The sequence below is a fragment of the Pseudomonas sp. CDFA 610 genome, assembly GCF_021147865.1.
Taxonomy (GTDB): Bacteria; Pseudomonadota; Gammaproteobacteria; order Pseudomonadales; family Pseudomonadaceae; genus Aquipseudomonas; species Aquipseudomonas alliivorans.
This window is the reverse complement of the sequence record NZ_JAGTPM010000009.1, coordinates 112,587-132,982: the sequence shown is the minus strand read 5'-3', so window position 1 is coordinate 132,982 and position 20,396 is coordinate 112,587. Positions and strand designations below refer to the sequence as shown.

17 protein-coding genes and 1 riboswitch are annotated in these 20,396 nt (G+C 61.3%); of the genes, 13 read left to right on the top strand and 4 right to left on the bottom strand.

Annotation, left to right across the window (positions count from 1 at the left end; genetic code table 11):
• Positions 1 to 33 precede the first annotated feature (33 nt).
• Positions 34 to 855 carry an HDOD domain-containing protein gene (locus tag KDX39_RS17880; protein WP_231661269.1) on the top strand — a complete coding sequence of 274 codons (822 nt, stop codon included), beginning with the start codon at positions 34 to 36 and terminating at the stop codon, positions 853 to 855.
• Here the strand turns inward: KDX39_RS17880 and KDX39_RS17875 are convergent.
• Positions 849 to 2,240 (bottom strand): sensor histidine kinase, encoded by a 1,392-nt coding sequence (locus KDX39_RS17875; RefSeq protein WP_231661268.1) that lies wholly within the window; start codon positions 2,238 to 2,240, stop codon positions 849 to 851. The two genes, KDX39_RS17880 and KDX39_RS17875, sit on opposite strands and share 7 nt — an antisense overlap.
• Positions 2,233 to 2,904: a response regulator gene (locus tag KDX39_RS17870; RefSeq protein WP_004881751.1), complete on the bottom strand. Its 672-nt coding sequence runs from the start codon at positions 2,902 to 2,904 to the stop codon at positions 2,233 to 2,235. The genes KDX39_RS17875 and KDX39_RS17870 overlap by 8 nt, the downstream gene beginning before the upstream one ends.
• A 482-nt stretch (positions 2,905 to 3,386) precedes the next feature.
• On the opposite strand from KDX39_RS17870, the gene KDX39_RS17865 reads away from it, so the two are divergent.
• From KDX39_RS17865 to KDX39_RS17850, 4 genes are all read left to right on the top strand, one after another.
• Positions 3,387 to 4,370: a Bug family tripartite tricarboxylate transporter substrate binding protein gene (locus tag KDX39_RS17865; protein WP_231661406.1), complete on the top strand. Its 984-nt coding sequence runs from the start codon at positions 3,387 to 3,389 to the stop codon at positions 4,368 to 4,370.
• Positions 4,371 to 4,432: 62 nt separating this feature from the next.
• Positions 4,433 to 4,891 (top strand): tripartite tricarboxylate transporter TctB family protein, encoded by a 459-nt coding sequence (locus tag KDX39_RS17860; RefSeq protein ID WP_231661267.1) that lies wholly within the window; start codon positions 4,433 to 4,435, stop codon positions 4,889 to 4,891.
• Between the two features lie 2 nt (positions 4,892 to 4,893).
• On the top strand, positions 4,894 to 6,408 hold the full coding sequence (locus tag KDX39_RS17855; protein ID WP_231661266.1) for a tripartite tricarboxylate transporter permease: 1,515 nt from the start codon (positions 4,894 to 4,896) through the stop codon (positions 6,406 to 6,408).
• Positions 6,401 to 7,435 (top strand): AbrB family transcriptional regulator, encoded by a 1,035-nt coding sequence (locus KDX39_RS17850; protein ID WP_231661265.1) that lies wholly within the window; start codon positions 6,401 to 6,403, stop codon positions 7,433 to 7,435. Before KDX39_RS17855 ends, KDX39_RS17850 begins: the two co-directional genes overlap by 8 nt.
• A gap of 4 nt (positions 7,436 to 7,439) precedes the next feature.
• Here the strand turns inward: KDX39_RS17850 and ung are convergent, their stop codons facing one another.
• Entirely contained in the window at positions 7,440 to 8,132 is a 693-nt protein-coding gene (ung, locus tag KDX39_RS17845; RefSeq protein WP_231661264.1) for a uracil-DNA glycosylase, read from the bottom strand.
• 168 nt (positions 8,133 to 8,300) lie between these two features.
• On the opposite strand from ung, the gene KDX39_RS17840 reads away from it, so the two are divergent.
• Entirely contained in the window at positions 8,301 to 9,413 is a 1,113-nt protein-coding gene (locus tag KDX39_RS17840; protein ID WP_231661263.1) for an enoyl-CoA hydratase/isomerase family protein, read from the top strand.
• Between the two features lie 206 nt (positions 9,414 to 9,619).
• On the opposite strand, the gene KDX39_RS17835 is transcribed toward KDX39_RS17840, so the two are convergent.
• Positions 9,620 to 9,970: a hypothetical protein gene (locus tag KDX39_RS17835; protein WP_180274233.1), complete on the bottom strand. Its 351-nt coding sequence runs from the start codon at positions 9,968 to 9,970 to the stop codon at positions 9,620 to 9,622.
• Between the two features lie 476 nt (positions 9,971 to 10,446).
• Positions 10,447 to 10,548: riboswitch (guanidine-I (ykkC/yxkD leader) on the top strand.
• Positions 10,549 to 10,607: 59 nt separating this feature from the next.
• Between KDX39_RS17835 and KDX39_RS17830 the strand changes: the two genes are divergently transcribed.
• From KDX39_RS17830 to atzF, 7 genes are all read left to right on the top strand, one after another.
• Complete coding sequence (locus KDX39_RS17830; protein ID WP_231661262.1) at positions 10,608 to 11,681, top strand: putative urea ABC transporter substrate-binding protein; 1,074 nt, start codon at positions 10,608 to 10,610, stop codon at positions 11,679 to 11,681.
• A 27-nt stretch (positions 11,682 to 11,708) separates the two neighbouring features.
• Positions 11,709 to 12,524 (top strand): ABC transporter permease, encoded by an 816-nt coding sequence (locus KDX39_RS17825; RefSeq protein WP_231661261.1) that lies wholly within the window; start codon positions 11,709 to 11,711, stop codon positions 12,522 to 12,524.
• Positions 12,521 to 13,303, top strand: a complete 783-nt coding sequence (locus KDX39_RS17820) for an ABC transporter ATP-binding protein (protein WP_099226176.1) — start codon at positions 12,521 to 12,523, stop codon at positions 13,301 to 13,303. Before KDX39_RS17825 ends, KDX39_RS17820 begins: the two co-directional genes overlap by 4 nt.
• The gene (locus KDX39_RS17815; protein WP_231661260.1) at positions 13,300 to 14,025 is read left to right on the top strand and encodes an urea amidolyase associated protein UAAP1; all 726 of its coding nucleotides are present in this window, start codon (positions 13,300 to 13,302) and stop codon (positions 14,023 to 14,025) included. Before KDX39_RS17820 ends, KDX39_RS17815 begins: the two co-directional genes overlap by 4 nt.
• Before the next feature lie 12 nt (positions 14,026 to 14,037).
• Positions 14,038 to 14,661, top strand: a complete 624-nt coding sequence (locus tag KDX39_RS17810) for an urea amidolyase associated protein UAAP2 (RefSeq protein ID WP_099226178.1) — start codon at positions 14,038 to 14,040, stop codon at positions 14,659 to 14,661.
• Positions 14,662 to 14,780: 119 nt separating this feature from the next.
• Positions 14,781 to 18,452 carry an urea carboxylase gene (gene uca, locus KDX39_RS17805; RefSeq protein ID WP_231661259.1) on the top strand — a complete coding sequence of 1,224 codons (3,672 nt, stop codon included), beginning with the start codon at positions 14,781 to 14,783 and terminating at the stop codon, positions 18,450 to 18,452.
• 31 nt (positions 18,453 to 18,483) lie between these two features.
• A complete protein-coding gene (atzF, locus tag KDX39_RS17800; protein ID WP_231661258.1) occupies positions 18,484 to 20,292 on the top strand; it encodes an allophanate hydrolase in 1,809 nt (602 codons plus the stop codon).
• Positions 20,293 to 20,396 lie beyond the last annotated feature (104 nt).

Below are 20,396 nucleotides of genomic sequence, written 5' to 3'. Positions count from 1 at the left end.
CTCTGGACACCCCTAAAGGCTGCGAGACGCAACATGAGCAAGATGGCTGACGAGGTGCAGAGAAACTTGATCAAGGCCATCGACAGAGATGCCTTGTTTCTCCCTACCCTGCCGGAAGTAGCACTGAAGATTCGCCTTGCCGCCGAAGACACCGAAATCAGTATCGCAGCGCTGAGCAAGGTCATCGGCAGCGACACTGCCCTGTCCGCTCGCCTGATCAAGGTGGCGAACAGCCCGTTGCTGCGACCCAATTTCGAGGTCAGCGACGTGAACACGGCGATCCGTCGTCTGGGCGTCAATTACACCTGTAACCTGGCCATCGGCCTGGTGGTGGAGCAAATGTTCCACGCCAAGTCGGAGGTCATCGAGCAGAAGATGCGCGAAATCTGGAAGCAGAGCCTGCAGGTGGCCGGGATCAGCTATTACCTGTGTCAGCAGTACACCAGCCTGAAGCCGGATCAGGCCACGCTGGCCGGGCTGATCCATCTGATCGGGATCCTGCCGATCCTGACGTATGCCGAAGACCACTTCGATCTGCTCGCCGATCCGGTCAGCCTCAATCATGTGATCGACAACATTCACCCCGTCATCGGCGAACGCCTGCTGCGCTCCTGGGATTTTCCGGAGCCGCTGGCCTCGGTGCCGGGCAAATTCCAGGACTTTTCCCGCGTCTCGAAAAGCCCGGACTACATCGACCTGGTACAGGTCGCGACGGTGCACATTCACAAGAACACCGACCATCCCTTCAGCCTGATCGAAATCGCAGACCTGCCCGCCTACAGCCAACTGCGCCTGAGCAGGGCCGCTGGCATGCTCGGTGCGGAAATGGACGACGCCAAGGACATGCTCTACTGAACCTGAGTCGCACTGAAGCTGACCCTGACTTTCAGACCGCGCTCGGCCCCGTCGTGTAAGGAAATACGGGCGAGATGAGCGCGACATATCTCCCCGACGATGGCCAGCCCCAGACCGGCACCGCTGCCCTGCTGGCTGCGACGATAGAAACGTTCAAACACCCGCTCGCGCTCCGCCTGCGGAATTCCGGGCCCGTCATCTTCGACTTCAAGAATGCCCGGCGCGTAGACCCTCAGAACAACGTTGCCGCCCGACGGTGTGTGGGCCAATGCATTGTCGATCAGGTTGCTCACCAATTCGTTGAGCAGGGTCGGCTCGCCGCGCAGCCAGACCGGCTCTTCGGCTTCCAGCGCCAGTGCTACACCGTGCGAGTGCGCCAGTGGCGCCATCGCCATGCCCAGCTCACGTGCCAGTTGACTGAGGTCCAGTTGCTGCGCGCCGCCTTCGGCAATCGCTCGGGCGCCGTTTTCGATGCGCGCCAGTGACAGCAACTGGTTGGCCAGATGAGTCAGGCGATCGGTTCCCAGCGCGGCGGACTCCAGTGTCGTGCGCCATTGCTGCGGGTCGCGGTCACGCAAGCCCAGTTCCACACGCGCCTTGAGCGCAGCCAATGGCGTGCGCAATTCGTGGGCGGCATCGGCAATGAATTGCGCCTGGCGCTCGAACTGCAGGCGCAAACGCTCGGTGAAGTGGTTCAACGCACCGACCAGCGGTCGAAGTTCATGCTGCACCTCGACCATCGGCAGTGAACGCAAGTCGTCAGGCTGGCGTTCCTCGACTGCCGTGCGCAAACGCTCCAGCGGGCGTAGCGCAGCACTGACCGTAAACCAGACCAGCAACAACGCACCGCCGCCCAGCATGCCCAGCCGCAGCAAGGTATCGGCCATCAGACTGCGGGCCATGCCCTTGCGTGCTTCCTGGGTTTCAGCCACGCGGATTTCCGCCGTGCCGTTCATGCCCGGATCGGTTACCGGTTTGAGCAGACTGACGACGCGTACGTCCTGGCCCTGATACCTCCCGTTATAGAACTTGGCCAGTGCCGGGTAATCGTCGGTTCGCAACGTCCCCGGCGGCGGCGACGGCAGGTTTTCGTAGCCGGAAATCAGTTTCTGGTTGATGTCGTTGACCTGGTAATAGATCCGACCTTCGCTGTCGTAGGCGAACGTATCCAGCGCCACATAGGGAATGTCTGCACTCAGCGTTCCGTCGCGCTGAGTCAGACCGGCAGCGATGGTGCGCGCCGACGCCAGCAGTGTGCGGTCATAGGCCGTGTCAGCCACTTCGCGCCCGTTCCAGTAGGCACTCATGCCGCTGGCCAGCATCAGCACGACCAGCAGCAATGCCAGATTCCACAGCAGTCGCCAACGCAGACTGTCGTTAATCATCGCGGCTTTCCAGCAGGTAACCCAGGCCACGGAACGTCACAATGGCCACCGAGTGCCCGTCGAGCTTCTTGCGCAGACGGTGCACGTAGATTTCGATGGCGTCGGGGCTGGCTTCCTCGTCGAGCCCGAATACCTGAGCCGCAAGCTGCTCCTTGCTCATCACCCGACCTGGCCTTGCGATCAGCGCCTCAAGCACCGCCTGCTCGCGAGAGGTCAGGGTCAGCAGTTCGTCGCCCAGGGTGAAACGACGCGTGTCCAGATCGTAGGCCAGCACGCCGCAACGCTGCTGACGTTCGCCGCCCAGCACGCTGCGTCTCAGCAGCGCCTTGACCCTGGCTTCCAGCTCGGACAGTTCGAAAGGCTTGGCCAGGTAATCGTCCGCCCCCAGATTGAGACCATGCACCCGATCCTTGACGTCACTGCGTGCCGTCAGCATCAGTACCGGCAGATTCTTGCTGCGCGCCCGCAAACGGGCCAGCACTTCGAAACCATCCATACGCGGCAGACCCACGTCGAGAATCGCGACAGCGTATTCCTCGCTGGTCAGAGCCAGGTCGGCAGCCACGCCATCGTGCAGGACATCGACGGTCAAACCCGCGCTCTTGAGCGCCTGCGCGACACTCTCAGCCAGTTGCAGATGATCTTCAACGAGAAGAACACGCATCGCCGTCTCCTGTTATGGGTGTTGTTATCGGGAATGGTCGTTGCGGAGTTTACAGGCGCTTTGCACCCTGTGAAGTACAGAAACAACTCGAAGGCGTTCGGCGGCACATTGAAAGGTAACTGAAAGGTTTGTCATTTAGCATCGCGGCACGACCCGCCAAAGGGTACGTGAACAGGGCGCCCGGATGCGTCTGAAAATAAAAACAATAAAACGGTAAATGGAGTCACATCATGTCAATGCCTTCCCGGCTCGACAGTTCGTGCATTGCATTCAATTTCCGGCCGGTCCCGGTCGATCCGCTTCATGCTCGCCCCGCCATGGCACGACGCCGCCCCCGGCGCTCCTTCCGATATTTTCAGCACTTCGATGCAGTCATCTGCAGGCCTGCACCTGCCCGTCGAACCATGACGTTACGGGAAGTACCTGACAATCGAACACGCTGAACAGCTTTCCACATCCAAAAATAAAAACATCTCAGGAGACTGAACATGAAATTTTCCTTGCGTCAGCTAGCCATGACCGCCGGTTGCATGTTGGTTGCCACCCAACTGCTTGCCGAGCCCAAGCGCCCGGAATGCATCGCACCGGCCTCGCCGGGCGGTGGCTTCGACCTGACCTGCAAGCTGATCCAGAGCGCGCTCATCAATGAAAAAATCCTCAGCACTCCGATGCGGGTGACCTACATGCCCGGCGGCGTCGGAGCAGTGGCCTACAACGCGGTGGTCGCACAACGTCCGGCCGATGCCGGTACGCTGGTCGCCTGGTCCAGCGGGTCGCTGCTCAACCTGGCGCAGGGCAAGTTCGGGCGCTTCGACGAAAACGCCGTGCGCTGGCTGGCGGCCGTCGGCACCAGCTACGGCGCCATCGCGGTGAAAAGCGATTCGCCTTACAAAAACCTCGATGATCTGGTGAAGGCACTCAAGGCCGATCCGAGCAAAGTCGTCATTGGTTCCGGCGGCACCGTGGGCAGCCAGGACTGGATGCAGACCGCACTGATCGCCAAGGCGGCCGGTATCAATCCGCGCGAACTGCGCTACGTGGCGCTCGAAGGTGGCGGCGAAATCGCTACGGCCCTGCTCGGCGGTCACATTCAGGTTGGCAGTACCGATATCTCCGACTCCATGCCGCACATTCTCAGCGGCAACATGCGTCTGCTGGCGGTCTTTGCCGAGAAGCGTATCGACGAGCCGGAAATGAAAGACATTCCGACGGCCAAGGAACAGGGTTACGACATTGTCTGGCCGGTGGTGCGTGGCTTCTACCTCGGGCCAAAGGTGAGCGACGAAGACTACAACTGGTGGAAAGCCTCGTTCGACGAGGTATTGGCCTCGGAAGACTTTGCCAAACTGCGTGATCAGCGCGAGCTGTTCCCGTTTGCCATGACCGGCCAGGAGCTGGACACCTACGTCAAGAAACAGGTGGCCGACTACAAACTGATGGCCAAGGAATTCGGCCTGATTCAGTAATTGAACCCAATTGACTGACTTTCGGTTGCGCCTGCCTGACGGGCGCGACTCAGGAGCTTTTCATGGTCATACAACGCATTTTCGCGGGTGTCCTGCTGATGGTCTGCATCGGCCTGGCCCTGATGGCCTGGCCGTATCAGGCGCCCTTCTCTTACGAGCCTGTAGGTCCCAGAGCCTTTCCGCTGCTGATGCTCGGCCTGATGGGCCTTGCCCTGCTGTACATGCTGATTCGTCCGACGCCCATCGTGCACAGCGAAGACGAACCGCCGCTGGACCGCGAAACACTGGTCAAGATCGGTATCTGCATCGCCCTGCTGCTGGTCTTCGCCGGCCTGTTCGAACCGCTGGGCTTCATTCTCAGCAGCATCCTGGTCGGCATACCGATGGCGCGCCTGTATGGCGGTCGCTGGGTGCCCAGTGTGGTGGTGGTGATTCTGATGAGCGTCGGCCTTTACCTGCTGTTCGATAAAGCCATGGACGTTCCACTGCCTTTGGGCCTGCTCAGCGTTCTGGAGAATTAAACATGGATACCATCAGTTATCTGGGCCAGGGCTTCGGCGTTGCCCTGACGCCTTACAACCTCGTTACCGCGCTGTCGGGCACATTGATCGGCACCGTCGTCGGCCTGTTGCCGGGGCTGGGCCCGATCAATGGCGTGGCACTGTTGATTCCCATCGCGTTCGCGCTGGGCCTGCCGCCCGAGTCCGCGTTGATCCTGCTGGCTGCGGTTTATCTGGGCTGCGAATACGGCGGCCGCATCAGTTCGATTCTGCTGAATATTCCGGGCGAAGCGTCCACCGTAATGACCACTCTGGACGGCTACCCGATGGCCCGCAACGGGCTGGCGGGCGTCGCGCTGTCGCTCTCGGCATGGAGTTCGTTCATCGGCGCTTTTATCGCCACCTGCGGCATGGTGCTGTTCGCGCCATTGCTGGCCCGATGGGCGATTGCCTTCGGCCCTGCGGAGTACTTCGTGTTGATGGTATTCGCCATCGTGTGCCTGGGCGGAATGGCTGGCGACAAGCCGCTCAAGACGTTCATCGCAGCGCTGATCGGGCTGTTCCTGTCCGCCATCGGGATTGATGCCAACAGCGGCGTGTACCGTTTCACCGGCGACAATATTCACCTGGCCGACGGTATCCAGTTCGTCGTGCTGGTGCTGGGCCTGTTTTCCATCAGCGAGATCCTGTTGCTGCTGGAAAAAACCCACCGAGGTCAGGAAGCGGTCAAGGCCACCGGGCGCATGATGTTCAACCTCAAGGAAGCGGCGGCGGTGTTCACGGTGAACATTCGTTGCGGCTTCATGGGCTTCATTCTGGGCGTATTGCCAGGTGCGGGCGCCACACTTGCCAGCGCCGTGGCCTATATGACCGAGAAGCGCATTGCAGGGCCGACCGGTAAATTCGGTCAAGGTGACATGCGCGGTCTGGCAGCCCCGGAAACCGCCATTGGCGCAACCGCCTGCGGCGCGCTGGTGCCGATGCTGACCCTGGGTGTTCCGGGCTCCGGCACCACTGCGGTGATGATCGGCGCCCTGTCGCTGTACAACATCACCCCTGGGCCAATGCTGTTTCAACAGCAGCCAGACCTGGTCTGGGGCCTGATCGCGTCGCTGTTCATCGCCAACATCATGCTGGTGATCCTGAACATCCCGATGATTCGCATCTTCACCCGCATCCTGTCCGTGCCGAACTGGGCGCTGGTGCCGGTCATCGCGATCATCACCGGGATCGGCGTCTATGCCGTACACGCCACCACGTTCGACCTGTTTCTGATGGTCGGCATCGGTATCTTCGGCTACATCCTGCGCAAGCTGGATTTCCCGCTGTCGCCAATCCTGCTCGGGTTCATTCTTGGCGGCCTGATGGAGCAGAATCTGCGTCGTGCACTGTCGATCTCCAACGGCGAACTGGGGATTCTCTGGGCCAGCCCGATAACACTCGGCGTCTGGGTGCTGGCTGTGTTCATGCTGCTGTTCCCGCTGATCCGTATCTGGCGTAAACGCGCCAGACAGCGCTCCGCCCTGACCAATGTCTGATTCGTCACTGCGTAACTGGTGGCCGACCCCGCTGGTCGGCCTGCTGGGCGGTTACCTCGCCAGCCAGGTCGGCTGGCCGCTGCCCTGGATGGTCGGCTCGTTGCTGGCAATCATCCTGGTGCGCTGCCTGACGCGCTGGCAGATCACCCAGATTCCAGGCGGCCGCAAGTGCGGCCAACTGGTTATCGGCATCGGTATCGGCCTGCACTTCACCCCCGTGGTGATCGAGCAGGTGCTGGCGCACTTCGGGCTGATTTTCTTCGGTGCGCTGATCACCAGTCTGTCGTGCCTGGTGGGCGTGTGGCTGATGCTGCGCACCGGCGAGGACCGGCCTACGGCCTTCTTCTCCAGCATGCCGGGCGGTTCCGGCGAAATGGTCAATCTCGGCGCACGCAATGGCGCGACCCTGAGCAGCGTCGCCGCCGCACAGAGCCTGCGCGTACTGGCGGTGGTGCTGTGCGTTCCGGCAATCTTCAAGTACTTGCTGGGCAATGGTGCACCCGTGCTGCACGCCACCAGTGTCGACTGGCGCTGGCTGGCGTTTCTGCTGCCGTGCGGCGCGCTGCTGGCCTGGCTCTGGCAACGCCTCAAACAGCCGAATCCGTGGCTGTTCGGGCCGCTGTTGCTGAGCGCCGTGGTCAGTGTGGCCTGGGATCTGAAAATCGGTTTGCCCCACGGAGCCAGCCAACTGGGCCAGTTGCTGATTGGCAGCGGGCTGGGTTGTCACTTCAATCGGGAATTCTTTCGTCGTGCACCGTCGTTTCTGGGACGCACGCTGTTGGGAACGGCACTGACCATGGTGATCGCCGCCCTCGCCGCCTTCGGCCTCAGTGCATTGACTCATTTGGATCTGCGTTCGCTGACGCTGGGCATGATGCCGGGCGGCATTGCCGAAATGAGCCTGACGGCCGAGGTGCTGCAATTGTCGGTGCCGCTGGTCACGGCGATGCAGGTGATGCGTCTGCTGTTCGTGCTGTTTCTGGCCGAGCCGCTGTTCCGGCGCTGGAACAGACGACTCGCAGACTGACGCCTCAGATGTTCGGCAAGCGCCAGTCAATCGGCATGATGCCGTTCTGCTCCAGATACTTGTTGGCCCGTCCAAAATGTCCGTTTCCAAGAAAGCCTTTATAGGCCGACAGTGGCGAGGGGTGGACCGAGGTCAGGACCAGATGCCTGGTCGCGTCGACCAGCTTCTGCTTACTCTGCGCATGAGCGCCCCACAGCAGAAACACCAGATGCGGCTGATGCTGGCTGACCACCTGAATGATCCTGTCAGTGAAATGCTGCCAGCCCTTGCCTGCGTGAGACGCCGCATTGGCCCGCTCCACGGTAAGGGTGGTATTAAGCAGCAGTACACCCTGATCCGCCCAGCTCTGCAGGCAGCCATGGTTGGGAATATCAATGTTCAGGTCGCGCTTCAGCTCTTTGTAAATATTGACCAGCGAAGGCGGCGTCGGCACGCCAGGCTGCACCGAAAAGCACAAACCGTGGGCCTGATTGGGACCGTGGTACGGATCCTGGCCAAGGATCACGACTTTCACGTTATCCAGCGGCGTGGAATTCAGCGCGTTGAAAATCAGCGGGCCCGGCGGATAGATTTCCTTGCCAGCGGCGTGCTCCTGACGCAGAAACTCGCGCAACTGTTGCATGTAGGGCTTTTCGAACTCTTCGCGCAGCGCCTCTTTCCAACTGGGTTCAAGCTTGATGCGGTCGTCGCTAGTCATGGTCACATCCGGTAAAAACATTGCGCGGACACTAGGAAAGCTGACTGCCAATGTCAAATGTCCCCCATCGATTCCGTCGATTTCCTACACTGCAGATTTCCCCCTGCAACTTAATGACGCCGCACAAAGACCAACAATGAGGTCGGCGTCTTTCCAGAGAGGGTCACGATGAACCTGCAATTCGAAGAGCTTCACGCCCAGGGTGGCGCACGTATCGGAGTCGCTACGCTGGACGCCGAGAAATCGCTGAACGCATTGTCGCTGCCAATGATTCTGGCGCTTCAGGACCAACTCGACGCTTGGGCGGGCAATCCACAGATAGTCTGCGTGCTGCTGCGCGGCAATGGCGCGAAAGCCTTCTGCGCCGGGGGCGATGTGCGCACGCTGGTAGAGACTTGCCTCAAGGATCCCGGCACGGTGCCATCGCTGGCGGCGCACTTTTTCGGCGCTGAATACCGTCTGGACTACAGCCTGCACACTTACCCGAAGCCACTGATCTGCTGGGCGCACGGTTACGTGCTGGGCGGTGGCATGGGGTTATTGCAAGGCGCCAATATCCGGATCGTTACCCGGAGCAGTCGGCTGGCTATGCCAGAGATCAGCATCGGGCTTTATCCGGATGTTGGCGCGAGCTGGTTTCTGTCACGCCTGCCTGGAAAACTGGGGCTGTTTCTGGGCCTCACCGGTTCGCACATCAATGGACGTGACGCGCTGGATCTTGATCTGGCGGACCGTTGCCTGCTCGACGAGCAGCAGCCGGACCTGATCGAAGGCTTGCTGCAACTCAACTGGCAGGAACAGACCGATGTGCAACTGAACAGCCTGCTCAAGGCGTTGCAACATGAAGCCGACAGCCAACTGCCAGAAGCGCAGTGGTTGCCGCGCCGGGCGCAGATCGATGCGTTGCTGGACGTGGGTAATCTAGTCTGTGCCTGGCAGGCCATCAGTCACTTGCAACAGCAGGACGATGCATTGCTGGCCAAGGGCGCGAAGAACCTCATTGAGGGCTGTCCGGTTACTGCGCATCTGGTGTGGGAGCAGATCAGCCGCGCACGTCACCTGTCACTGGCGCAGGTGTTTCAGATGGAATACGCCATGAGCCTGAACTGCTGTCGTCATCCGGAGTTCAGTGAGGGCGTGCGGGCCAGACTGATCGACAAGGACCACACACCGCACTGGCACTGGCCGGATGTCAGCAAAGTACCGCCTGCGGTGATCGCGGCGCACTTCGAGAAAGTCTGGGAAGGACGGCATCCGCTGGCGGACTTGTCGGAGTATTGAGCCTGCGTGAACCCGTGCAGTCCTTGCCGGTCATGCCCTACGCTCTGCACCCATCGTTCTACACACGTCCGCCTCAACACTGATCATGCCCATCGCTCCGCGTGGGCATGCAAAAGCTTCACGCCCCATTCGAGAGCGGACGCGGAGCATCCCGGTCTGCGTTACCACGCACAAGCGTGGTAACGATCATCGCCGACGCGTGAGCATCAGCGATGCCCGCCGCGCCCTTCTCCACGGCCACGCCCGTCACCTCTTCCTCCATGATCACGACCGCCGCCATGTTCCCAACCGCGGTTGCTGCGGTAGTCACCGCGATAGCCACCGTTGTCACGGAAGCGGTCGTTGCGCCAGCCATAGCCGGGTGGGCGACCCGGCTGGTAGTAGCGCGGTCCCGGTGGCGGTCCGTAATAACGGGGCTGGGTGTAATACCGGGGTTGTGGTTGGTAATAGCGCGGTTGAGGCGCCACGTAGATGCGCCGCTCCTGGTAATAAGTGGAGCGGTAGCCATTGTCAAAACCGTACCCGCCAGCAACCACCGTCGTCGGTTGCGTGTACACATCGGATTCGTAGTAACCAGGGCCTCCATAACAACCGGCAAGGAAGAGGGTCAGCAAAACGATAAGCGAGGGTCTTCGATACATGGCGGCCTCCTGGACCGCGATAGGGCACAAACCAGCGACGCTGGTCGGCGTCCGCCAAAGCGGTTGGCGGACGAAGGTTAAGACACTGAAAAGACGATCCAGTGCGCAACCGGGCATCCCGCCCGTCCGCTTGAACGCTTCCAAAAACGCCTGTAAAGCCCTGAAATCAAGGCTTTCAGACCTGTAACGATTTCTTGCAAAGATGCTACAAAACGTTTCAGCAAGCGCCTCATCAAGGTGCAGCCATGCACCAGCACAAGGCAGATTCCTACACCCCACTGCGCCTGAAACTATGGCAACCCTTGCCATACGGGCCTTCCGGCGAGTTGGCACAACTCTCGCTTAGTCCATCCCGTGCAGGAGTCAACACACGGTTCGCGGCACCACAATTTGCAATAGCTGACTAGGGTTCCGGCTTGCCATAGGCAAGTGGCTGGTCCGAGAGTTGGCGACCTCCAGTAGAGGTTACACGGCGGGACAAAAGCCCGGGAGACAGGACACCAGTGGTGTCACGTTGCTCCTGGCCGCCCTTTTCACTACTGGAGATTTCTCGATGCTCAAGTCAACGTCACGTCTCTCAGGCCTGCTCTGCGCCGGTCTTCTCGCTGCATTGAGCTTCTCGGCGAACGCCGCTCCCAAGGATCACTTCAACGTCTGCTGGACCATCTACGCAGGCTGGATGCCGTGGGAATACGCGGGCACGCAGGGCATCGTCGACAAATGGGCCAAGAAGTACGGCATCAAGATCGATGTCACCCAGCTCAATGACTACGTCGAGTCGATCAACCAATACACCGCCGGCCAGTTCGATGGCTGCACCATGACCAACATGGACGCCCTGACCATTCCGGCCGCCGGTGGTGTGGAAAGCACCGCACTGATTGTCAGCGACTTCTCCAACGGCAATGACGGCGTGGTGCTCAAGGGCGAAGGCAAGAAGATCGCCGACCTCAAGGGCATGGACGTCAATCTGGTCGAACTGTCGGTTTCCCACTACTTGCTGGCCCGTGCGCTGGACAGCGTCAAACTCAGTGAGAAAGACCTGAAAGTGGTCAATACCTCGGACGCCGACATTGCCGCGGCTTTCAATACCGATGATGTTCAAGCCGTCACCACCTGGAACCCGATGCTTTCGGAAATCAAGGCCAAACCGGGCGTCACCGAAGTGTTCAATTCCAGCCAGATTCCAGGCGAGATCATGGACATGATGGTGGTCAACACCCAGACCCTGAAAGACAACCCGGCGCTGGGCAAGGCACTGACCGGCGCGTGGTTCGAAGTGGTCGCGCTGATGAACGCCAGGAATGCCCAGAGCAAGGCTGCGCTTGAACACATGGCCAAGGCCTCGGGCACCGACCTGGCCGGATTCCAGTCGCAACTGGACACCACCAAACTGTTCGCCACGCCCAAGGAAGCGCTTGAGTTTGCCACCAGCAAGCAACTGCCTGAGACCATGGGCAAGGTCGCCAGCTTTTCGTTCGCGCACGGTCTGCTGGGTGAAGGTGCCAAGGATGACAAGGCCGTCGGCATGACCTTCGCCAACGGCGTGACCACCGGCGACAAGGGTAATCTCAAGCTGCATTTCGACCCCAGCTACGTGCAGATGGCCGCCGACGGCAAGCTGTAATTCACGTTCCGCACAAAGGTCTTTGCCATGCGCTTGATAAACCGTCATCCGGATCGCGCAGGTCGCCTGATTCTGGTGATCCTGCCGTTCGCCCTGCTGCTGTTTGCCTATTTTCTGGGTTCGGCCGACAGGCTTGCGGAAAACCCCAACGACAAACTGCTGCCCAGCGCGGTGCAGATGGCCGATGCGGTCAATCGCATGGCGTTCAAGGCCGATGTCCGCACCGGTGAATACCTGTTGTGGCAAGACACCGCGTCCAGCCTGCAACGGCTGGCCATCGGTCTGGGAATCAGTGCCTTGCTCGGGCTGTGCCTGGGCATTGCGGCGGGCATTCTGCCGATGTTCGGCGCGCCGCTGTCGCCCTTGCTGACGGTGCTGTCGATGGTGCCGCCGCTGGCGATCCTGCCGATTCTCTTCATCGTGTTCGGCCTGGGCGAGCTGTCGAAAGTGATGCTGATCGTCATCGGCATCACGCCCATTCTGGCGCGGGATCTGGAACAGCGGGCGCGTGAAATTCCGGTGGAGTTGCTGATCAAGGCACAGACCCTGGGAGCCTCGACCTGGACACTGATCCTGCGGGTGATCCTGCCGCAACTGCTGCCGCGCCTGCTGATCGCTCTGCGGTTGGTGCTCGGTTCGGCCTGGCTGTTTTTGATCGCCGCCGAAGCCATCGCCTCCACCGATGGTCTGGGCTACCGGATTTTCCTTGTCCGCCGCTATCTGGCGATGGACGTGATTCTGCCTTACGTGGTGTGGATCACCCTGCTCGCCTGGCTAATGGACTGGGGCCTGAAAGCCCTGACCCGTCGTGCGTTTCCCTGGTACGAAGGAGCGCGGGCATGAGTTTTATCTGCGTACGCAACGTCTGGCAGCAATACGACGAACAAGTGGTGCTGGAACGCTTGAATCTGGACGTCGCCGAGGGCGAGTTCTGCACCCTGGTCGGCGCGTCGGGTTGCGGCAAATCGACCTTCCTTCGTCTGCTGCTGGGCCAGGAAACCTCAAGCCGTGGCTCCATCACCCTCGATGGTCAGCCTCTGTCCAGCGAGCCCGACGCCAGTCGCGGGGTGGTTTTCCAGCGCTACTCGGTGTTTTCGCACCTGAGCGTGCTGGACAACGTCGCACTGGGCCTTGAGCTGCCCCGTGCGCGCTGGATCGGCCGACTGTTCGGTCAGGCCAAGCGCGAAGCGCGGGAGCAGGCCGCGTTATTGCTGAACAAAGTCGGGCTGGGCCATGCGCTGGACAAGTACCCCTCGCAATTGTCCGGCGGCATGCAGCAACGCCTGGCCATCGCTCAAGCGTTGATCATGAAACCTCGCGTGCTGCTGCTCGACGAGCCGTTCGGCGCGCTCGACCCTGGCATTCGCAAGGACATGCATCACCTGCTGCTGGAACTGTGGCGCGAAACGCAATTGACGGTGTTCATGGTCACCCACGACCTGTCCGAAGGCTTCAATCTGGGTACGCGCCTGCTGGTGTTCGACAAGGTCCGCCACGACCCGCACTCGCCAGGAGCCTATGGCGCACGCATCACTTACGACATTCCCCTCAACAGCGAGCGTCGCGCCGAGCGCGCCGCACTCGAACTGCTGAAACCGGCTTTGGAGGAGCCCACGCCATGACTGACTCGACCACGCTCTACCCCGCATTTGCCGAAGAACTGCTGCCCGGTGGCGGCCACCGTTCGTTCATTCTCAAGCGCGGCGAACTGTTGCGTCTGACCGACCTGAACGGCAATGCCAACGTCAGCCTGACGCTGCTCAACGCCCATGAAAAAACCGAACGCCTGAACCTGCCTGACAGCCTCAAATGCCAGCACACCGCACGGCTGAGTGCCGGTCACTGCCTGTATTCGGACATGGGCCGCGTGCTGGCGGCCATCGTCACCGACACCTGCGGCTGGAGCGACAGCATCGGCGGTGTGCTCAATGCGCAGGAGGTCGCCGAAAAGTACGGCCAGGGCCGCTATCAGGAACTGCGCAACAGCTTCTTCCGCAATGGCGTCGACAACCTGCTGGTGGAACTGGGCAAATGGGGGCTGGGTCTGTCGGACCTGCTGATGACCCTCAACCTGTTCAGCCGGGTCAACGTGGACGAAACCGGCGGTCTGCACTTTGTGCCGGACAACTCGAAAGCAGGCGATTACATCGAGCTGTATGCACCGATGGACACGCTGGTGGTGCTGACCGCGCTGCAACACCCGATGGACCCCAATCCGGCCTATGCACCGCAGCCGCTCAAGCTGAGCTGGATGAAAGCCGACGCAAGCATTGCCGAGCACTGCCGCACATCACGCCCGGAAAACGAGCGCGGCTTCATCAACACCGACCGCCTGTTCGCCTGAGGAGACTCCGCCATGAATCAGCATGCCCACGACCATCATCACTGCGACGCAACCATCCCGGCTGGCGAACCGTTTCTGGCCGAAGTGAAAGCCGGACAAACCGTGCGCATCCTCGACCTGGAAGGCAATCAGGCCGTCGATACGCTGTTCTTCAGCCTTGCCAACCCGCGTGAACGCTACGACGTGCAACGCACCCTGCGCCGCCAGAACAGCGTGTATCTGACCACCGGCAGCGTGCTGTTTTCCAACCTCGGCCAGCCGATGCTGACCATCGTCGATGACACCTGCGGTCGGCACGACACGCTGGGCGGAGCCTGTGCGCAGGAAAGCAACACGGTGCGCTATGCCCTGGAGAAACGTCACATGCACAGCTGCCGCGACAACTACCTGCGCGCCTGCCTGCATGACGGTCGCCTGACCAAGAACGACATTGGCCCGAACATCAATTTCTTCATGAACGTGCCCGTGACAGCGGATGGCGGCCTGACCTTTGAAGACGGCATTTCCGCTCCCGGCAAATACGTCGAACTGCGCGCCGAAATGGACGTGATCGTGTTGATCTCCAACTGCCCTCAACTGAACAACCCCTGCAACGGCTACAACCCGACACCTGCGCAGTTGATCGTTCGCGATTAGTTGATCCTCAAGCCCCGAATCCGGGCAGCAACGGACGACCGTTGCGTTGAAACGTTTATTAGCGGGACGGCCCGCTTCCCATCACGAAACCGATTCAGTCCGGTTTCCGGGGTCATGCCATGTTCGACAAACTGCTGATCGCCAACCGTGGCGCCATTGCCTGCCGCATTCTGCGAACCCTGCGCACCTTGCACGTCACGGGCGTGGCGGTGTATTCCGAAGCCGACGTTGCCAGCCTGCACCTGATGCAGGCCGACGAGGCTCACAGCCTGGGTGAAGGCGGCGCTGCTGGCACCTACCTGGCGGCGGACAAGATCCTCGCCATCGCCAAAGCCAGCGGCGCGGGGGCGATTCATCCGGGTTACGGATTTCTCTCCGAAAACGCCGCTTTCGCCCAGGCCTGTGAAGACGCGGGCATTGCCTTCGTGGGTCCGACACCCGAGCAACTGCGCGTGTTCGGTCTCAAGCACACCGCTCGCGCGCTGGCCAGACAACATGGCGTGCCGATGCTGGAAGGCACCGAGCTGCTGGACAGCATCGACGCGGCACTCACGGCAGCCGAAGTCATCGGCTATCCGGTCATGCTCAAGAGCACGGCGGGCGGCGGCGGTATCGGCATGCGCGTGTGCCGCAGCGCCGATGAGCTGGCAGACTCGTTCGAGGCGGTAAAGCGGCTGGGCCAGAACAACTTCAGCGACGCCGGTGTGTTCATAGAAAAATACATCCAGCGCGCCCGCCATCTGGAAGTCCAGGTGTTCGGGGACGGCAAGGGAGAAGTCCTGGCACTCGGTGTGCGGGATTGCTCGGTGCAGAGGCGCAACCAGAAAGTGCTGGAAGAAACCCCGGCGCCCAACCTGCCGGAAGGCATGGCGGATGAACTCTGTGCTGCGGCGATCAAGCTGGCCAAGGCCATCAATTATCGCAGCGCCGGGACCGTGGAATTCGTTTTCGACAACTGCGACCAGCGTTTCTATTTTCTGGAAGTGAACACCCGTCTGCAGGTCGAGCACGGCGTGACCGAACAGGTGTGGGGTGTGGATCTGGTCGGCTGGATGGTGCAACTGGCGGCCGGTGATCTGCCGCCGCTGGCCGAGCTGCAAGCGACCCTGAAACCGAGCGGGCACGCGATTCAGGCGCGTCTGTACGCTGAAGATCCGGGTCGCGACTTCCAGCCCTGCCCGGGCCTGTTGACCGCCGTAAATTTTCCGCCTGCAGATGGTCGGGCGCTGCGCATCGACACCTGGGTGGAAGCTGGCTGCGAGATCCCGCCGTTCTTCGACCCGATGATTGCCAAGCTCATCAGTTGGGCACCGAGCCGCGATGAAGCCAGCGCTGCACTGTCCGAGGCGCTGGCCGAAAGTCATCTGTATGGCGTGGAAACCAACCGCGACTATTTGCGGCAGATCATTGCCGATGCACCGTTCGCCAGCGGTCAGCCCTGGACCCGTTGTCTGGAAGATCTGGTGTATCACGCCGACACCGTCGAAGTGCTCAACGGCGGCACACAGACCAGCGTTCAGGATTATCCGGGGCGTCTGGGTTACTGGGCCGTCGGTGTTCCGCCGTCCGGGCCGATGGACAGCCGCGCCTTGCGTCAGGGCAACCTGTTGCTGGGCAATGCCGAGGGTTGCGCAGCACTGGAAATCACCATGAGCGGGCCGCTGTTGCGCTTCAATACGGACGCAGTGGTGGCGGTAACTGGCGCACCGATTCCGCTGACGCTGGACGGTGAATCGTGCCCCATGAACACAACGCTGCTGGTGAAGGCCGGCTCGACACTGGCATTGGGCACCATCGCCGGTGCCGGTGCACGCAGCTACCTATGTGTGCGAGGCGGGCTGGATGTGCCGGATTATCTGGGCAGCAAAAGCACCTTCACGCTCGGCCAGTTTGGTGGTCATGGCGGTCGTGCGTTGCGGGCCGGTGATGTGCTGCATCTTGCGCAACTGACTGATCGCAGCGCTGGCCAGTCCATCGCCGATGATGCGCTCGAGGTGCTCGGTGAGGTTCGTGACATGCGTGTGATCTACGGGCCACACGCTGCGCCCGAGTACTTCACCGAAGCGTACATGGAGAGGTTTTTTGCGACTGACTGGGAAGTGCATTTCAACTCCAGCCGCACCGGCGTGCGCCTGATCGGACCCAAGCCCGAGTGGGTCCGCGCCGACGGCGGCGAGGCCGGGCTGCACCCGTCCAACATTCATGACAACCCTTATGCAATCGGCGCCGTGGATTTCACCGGTGACATGCCGGTCATCCTCGGGCCGGACGGGCCGAGCCTGGGTGGCTTCGTGTGCCCGGTCACCATCATCGAGGCGGACCTGTGGCAACTGGGTCAGCTCAAGGCGGGTGACAAGGTCCGGTTTCATCCGGTGAGTATCGAGGCTTGTCATACCATGGCATCAGCGGCGCTCGATCAGGCCTTTTCGCGGACAAGCGGAGCGCCGTCCGGTGCGCTCCCACCGGAAAACGCGCTCCCAGGTGAGAGCGGACTTGTCCGCGAAAGCGCTTCAGGCCACACCTCAGTCATAGCCCGACTGCAAAGCCCGATCATCATGGACATCGGCCAGGACGACAAACGCCTCGTTGCGCGGTTGTCCGGCGATACACATCTGCTGCTGGAAATCGGCGCACCGGAGCTGGATCTGGTGCTGCGTCTTCGCGGCCATGCCCTGATGCTGGCGCTGGAAGCCAAGGCCCTGCCGGGCGTGATCGACCTGACGCCGGGTATCCGTTCGCTGCAAGTGCACTACCACCCTGCCCAACTGCCACTCAGGCAGTTGCTCGAAATCGTGGCCGGCGAGTGGGACGCCGTGTGCGCCGCGAAGGACCTGCAAGTCGCCTCGCGAATCGTGCACCTGCCGCTGTCCTGGGACGATCCGGCCTGCCAGTTGGCGATCGAGAAATACATGACCACCGTGCGCAAGGACGCGCCGTGGTGCCCGAGCAATCTGGAATTCATCCGGCGTATCAACGACCTGCCCAACCTGGACGAAGTGCAGCGCACTGTGTTCGACGCCAGCTATCTGGTGATGGGCCTTGGCGATGTCTACCTCGGTGCGCCGGTTGCAACGCCCCTGGACCCACGCCATCGACTGGTCACCACCAAGTACAACCCGGCCCGCACCTGGACGGCGGAAAACTCGGTTGGCATCGGTGGCGCCTACATGTGCGTGTACGGCATGGAAGGCCCTGGTGGCTATCAGTTCGTCGGGCGCACGTTGCAGATGTGGAATCGCTACCGCGATGTTGCCGCATTCGAGGGAAAACCGTGGCTGCTGCGGTTCTTCGACCAGATTCGTTTCTATCCGGTCAGCGCCGAGGAACTGCTGCGCATCCGCCGGGATTTCCCGTTGGGCCGTTTCGATCTGAACATCGAACACAGCACCCTGAACCTGACCGATTACCAGACCTTTCTGCTTCAAGAATCCGAAGGCATCGCCGCATTCCGGACCCGGCAACAGGCGGCATTCAACGCCGAACGCGAGCGCTGGATTGCCAACGGACAAGCCAACTTCGAGAGCGAGGAAAGCATTGCCCCGACGACTGACGAGACGGTTCTCGAGCCTGGCCAGCAAGGTATCGACAGCCACATCGCTGGCAATCTCTGGCAGGTACAGGTCAAGCCCGGCGAACGGGTCAAGGCTGGCGATGTGCTGGTAGTGCTGGAGTCCATGAAGATGGAAATCCCGGTACTCGCGCCGGTGGGCGGCATCGTGCGCGACGTGCGGGTGCAACCCGGCTCGGCGGTGCGCGCAGGCCAGCGCGTCGTTGTGCTCGACGCAGACTGAACCGAATCACGCCATTTGAGGGAACATCACCATGACCAATAACCCATTGTTGACTGATCTGCGTCTGGATTCCGTTCGCGCCGCCTACCAGTCCGGCGCCGTGTCGCCACGTCAGTTGATCCTGGCACTTCAGGAAAAAGCTGCCGAGCTGAACCCCGGGTATCACCTGTTCATCCATCTGTTGAGCCCGGATGAACTGGAACCCTATCTGGCCGCACTGGAAAGCCGTGAACTCAAGGACCTGCCACTGTATGGCGTGCCATTCGCGATCAAGGACAACATTGATCTTGCGGGCATTCCCACCACCGCTGCCTGCCCCGACTACGCCTACACGCCTGAACGCTCGGCGACCATCGTCGAGCAATTGATTGCACTGGGTGCCGTGCCCATGGGCAAGACCAACCTCGACCAGTTTGCCACCGGCCTCAATGGCAGCCGCTCACCTTACGGCCCTTGCCCCAACAGCGTGTTGAAGGAGTATCCCTCCGGCGGCTCCAGCTCAGGTTCATCACTGGCCGTCGCGCTGGGAGTCAGCAGCTTTTCCCTGGGCACGGATACCGCTGGCTCAGGTCGTGTGCCAGCAGCGCTGAACAATCTGGTCGGCACCAAAGCCAGCAAAGGCCTGATATCGACCGCTGGCGTCGTACCTGCCTGTCGCACTCAGGATTGCGTATCACTGTTCACCGCCACGGCCAGAGAAGCCAGCGAGCTGCTGGGGCTGGTCGCAAAACTCGACCCGCGCGATGAATACAGCCGTCGCAACCCGGCGTGGAACGACGCCACTGCGTTCGGAGCGCCGCGCCCGTTTCGCTTCGGCGTTCCGCGTGCGCAAGATCTGGAATTCTTCGGCTGTATCCAGGGGCCACTGTTGTTCAGTGACGCCATCGATCACCTGACCGCGCTGGGCGGCGAAGCGGTCACCCTTGACCTGTCACCGTTTCTCGAAGCCGCCAGCCTGCTGTACGACGGCCCGTGGGTCGCCGAGCGCTACAGCGTCGCCGGGCAACTGATGGAGGAAAACCCCGCCGCCGTGCTGCCGGTGATCCGTGCAGTATTGGCCAAGGCGCCAGCCGTCACGGGCGTCGAGACCTTTCGCGCGCAGTACCGTCTGCAGGCACTGAAGGCCATTTGCGACAAGGCGCTGGAGGGCGTGGACTGCGTGGTGACGCCGAGCATCGGTCGGCCGATGACCTCGGCCGAGCTGCTCGCCGAACCGGTGCTGCGCAATTCCGAACTGGGCTACTACACCAACTTCGTCAATCTGCTGGATTACGCCGCTGTCGCCGTGCCCAGCACCTTCATGGATAACGGTATGCCGTGGGGCGTGACGCTGTTCGGGCGCGCCTTCACCGACCAGTATCTGCTCAGCCTGGCCGATGCCTTCCAGCGCCACACGGCCCTGCCATTGATCTCGGGTAACACGCCGTGCGCACCGACCACCGTCGCGCGCAATGACAGGGTTCGACTGGTGGTCTGCGGTGCGCATCTGGACGGCCTGGCGCTCAACGGACAATTGAAGCAACGCGGCGCCCGATTGCTGGAAGCCACGCAAAGCTCACCCGACTATCAGCTCTACGCACTGGCAGGCGGCCCGCCTTTTCGTCCGGGCATGGTGCGCGTGGCCGAAGGCGGCGTCGCGATCGAGGTGGAAGTCTGGGAATTGCCGAGTGCCGAACTGGGTTCGTTCCTGACCGGCATTCCAGCACCGCTGGGTCTGGGCAAGGTACAGCTCGCCGATGGTCGCTGGGAGACCGGTTTTATCTGCGAGCCATATGGCCTCGAAGGTGCGCGCAACATCAGCGAACTGGGTGGTTGGCGCGCGTATCTCCGTCAGTCATGACTGGCAGGGCGGCATGCAGCTTTTACGGCCCTGCGCGCGACACGCGATAAATGAAGTCGATAGATAGTTGTGTCAGGGCTCACGCCCTGTTGCGACATAGTGGC

What these genes read in the sequence shown, in the direction of transcription:
- KDX39_RS17860 (WP_231661267.1), top strand. Translation starts at nt 4,433, where the DNA reads ATGGTCATACAACGCATTTTCGCGGGTGTCCTGCTGATGGTCTGCATC.
- KDX39_RS17855 (WP_231661266.1), top strand. Translation starts at nt 4,894, where the DNA reads ATGGATACCATCAGTTATCTGGGCCAGGGCTTCGGCGTTGCCCTGACG.
- KDX39_RS17820 (WP_099226176.1), top strand. Translation starts at nt 12,521, where the DNA reads ATGAGTTTTATCTGCGTACGCAACGTCTGGCAGCAATACGACGAACAA.
- KDX39_RS17875 (WP_231661268.1), bottom strand. Translation starts at nt 2,240, where the DNA reads ATGATTAACGACAGTCTGCGTTGGCGACTGCTGTGGAATCTGGCATTG.
- KDX39_RS17815 (WP_231661260.1), top strand. Translation starts at nt 13,300, where the DNA reads ATGACTGACTCGACCACGCTCTACCCCGCATTTGCCGAAGAACTGCTG.
- KDX39_RS17850 (WP_231661265.1), top strand. Translation starts at nt 6,401, where the DNA reads ATGTCTGATTCGTCACTGCGTAACTGGTGGCCGACCCCGCTGGTCGGC.
- KDX39_RS17880 (WP_231661269.1), top strand. Translation starts at nt 34, where the DNA reads ATGAGCAAGATGGCTGACGAGGTGCAGAGAAACTTGATCAAGGCCATC.
- KDX39_RS17825 (WP_231661261.1), top strand. Translation starts at nt 11,709, where the DNA reads ATGCGCTTGATAAACCGTCATCCGGATCGCGCAGGTCGCCTGATTCTG.
- KDX39_RS17840 (WP_231661263.1), top strand. Translation starts at nt 8,301, where the DNA reads ATGAACCTGCAATTCGAAGAGCTTCACGCCCAGGGTGGCGCACGTATC.
- KDX39_RS17870 (WP_004881751.1), bottom strand. Translation starts at nt 2,904, where the DNA reads ATGCGTGTTCTTCTCGTTGAAGATCATCTGCAACTGGCTGAGAGTGTC.
- ung (WP_231661264.1), bottom strand. Translation starts at nt 8,132, where the DNA reads ATGACTAGCGACGACCGCATCAAGCTTGAACCCAGTTGGAAAGAGGCG.
- uca (WP_231661259.1), top strand. Translation starts at nt 14,781, where the DNA reads ATGTTCGACAAACTGCTGATCGCCAACCGTGGCGCCATTGCCTGCCGC.
- atzF (WP_231661258.1), top strand. Translation starts at nt 18,484, where the DNA reads ATGACCAATAACCCATTGTTGACTGATCTGCGTCTGGATTCCGTTCGC.
- KDX39_RS17830 (WP_231661262.1), top strand. Translation starts at nt 10,608, where the DNA reads ATGCTCAAGTCAACGTCACGTCTCTCAGGCCTGCTCTGCGCCGGTCTT.
- KDX39_RS17810 (WP_099226178.1), top strand. Translation starts at nt 14,038, where the DNA reads ATGAATCAGCATGCCCACGACCATCATCACTGCGACGCAACCATCCCG.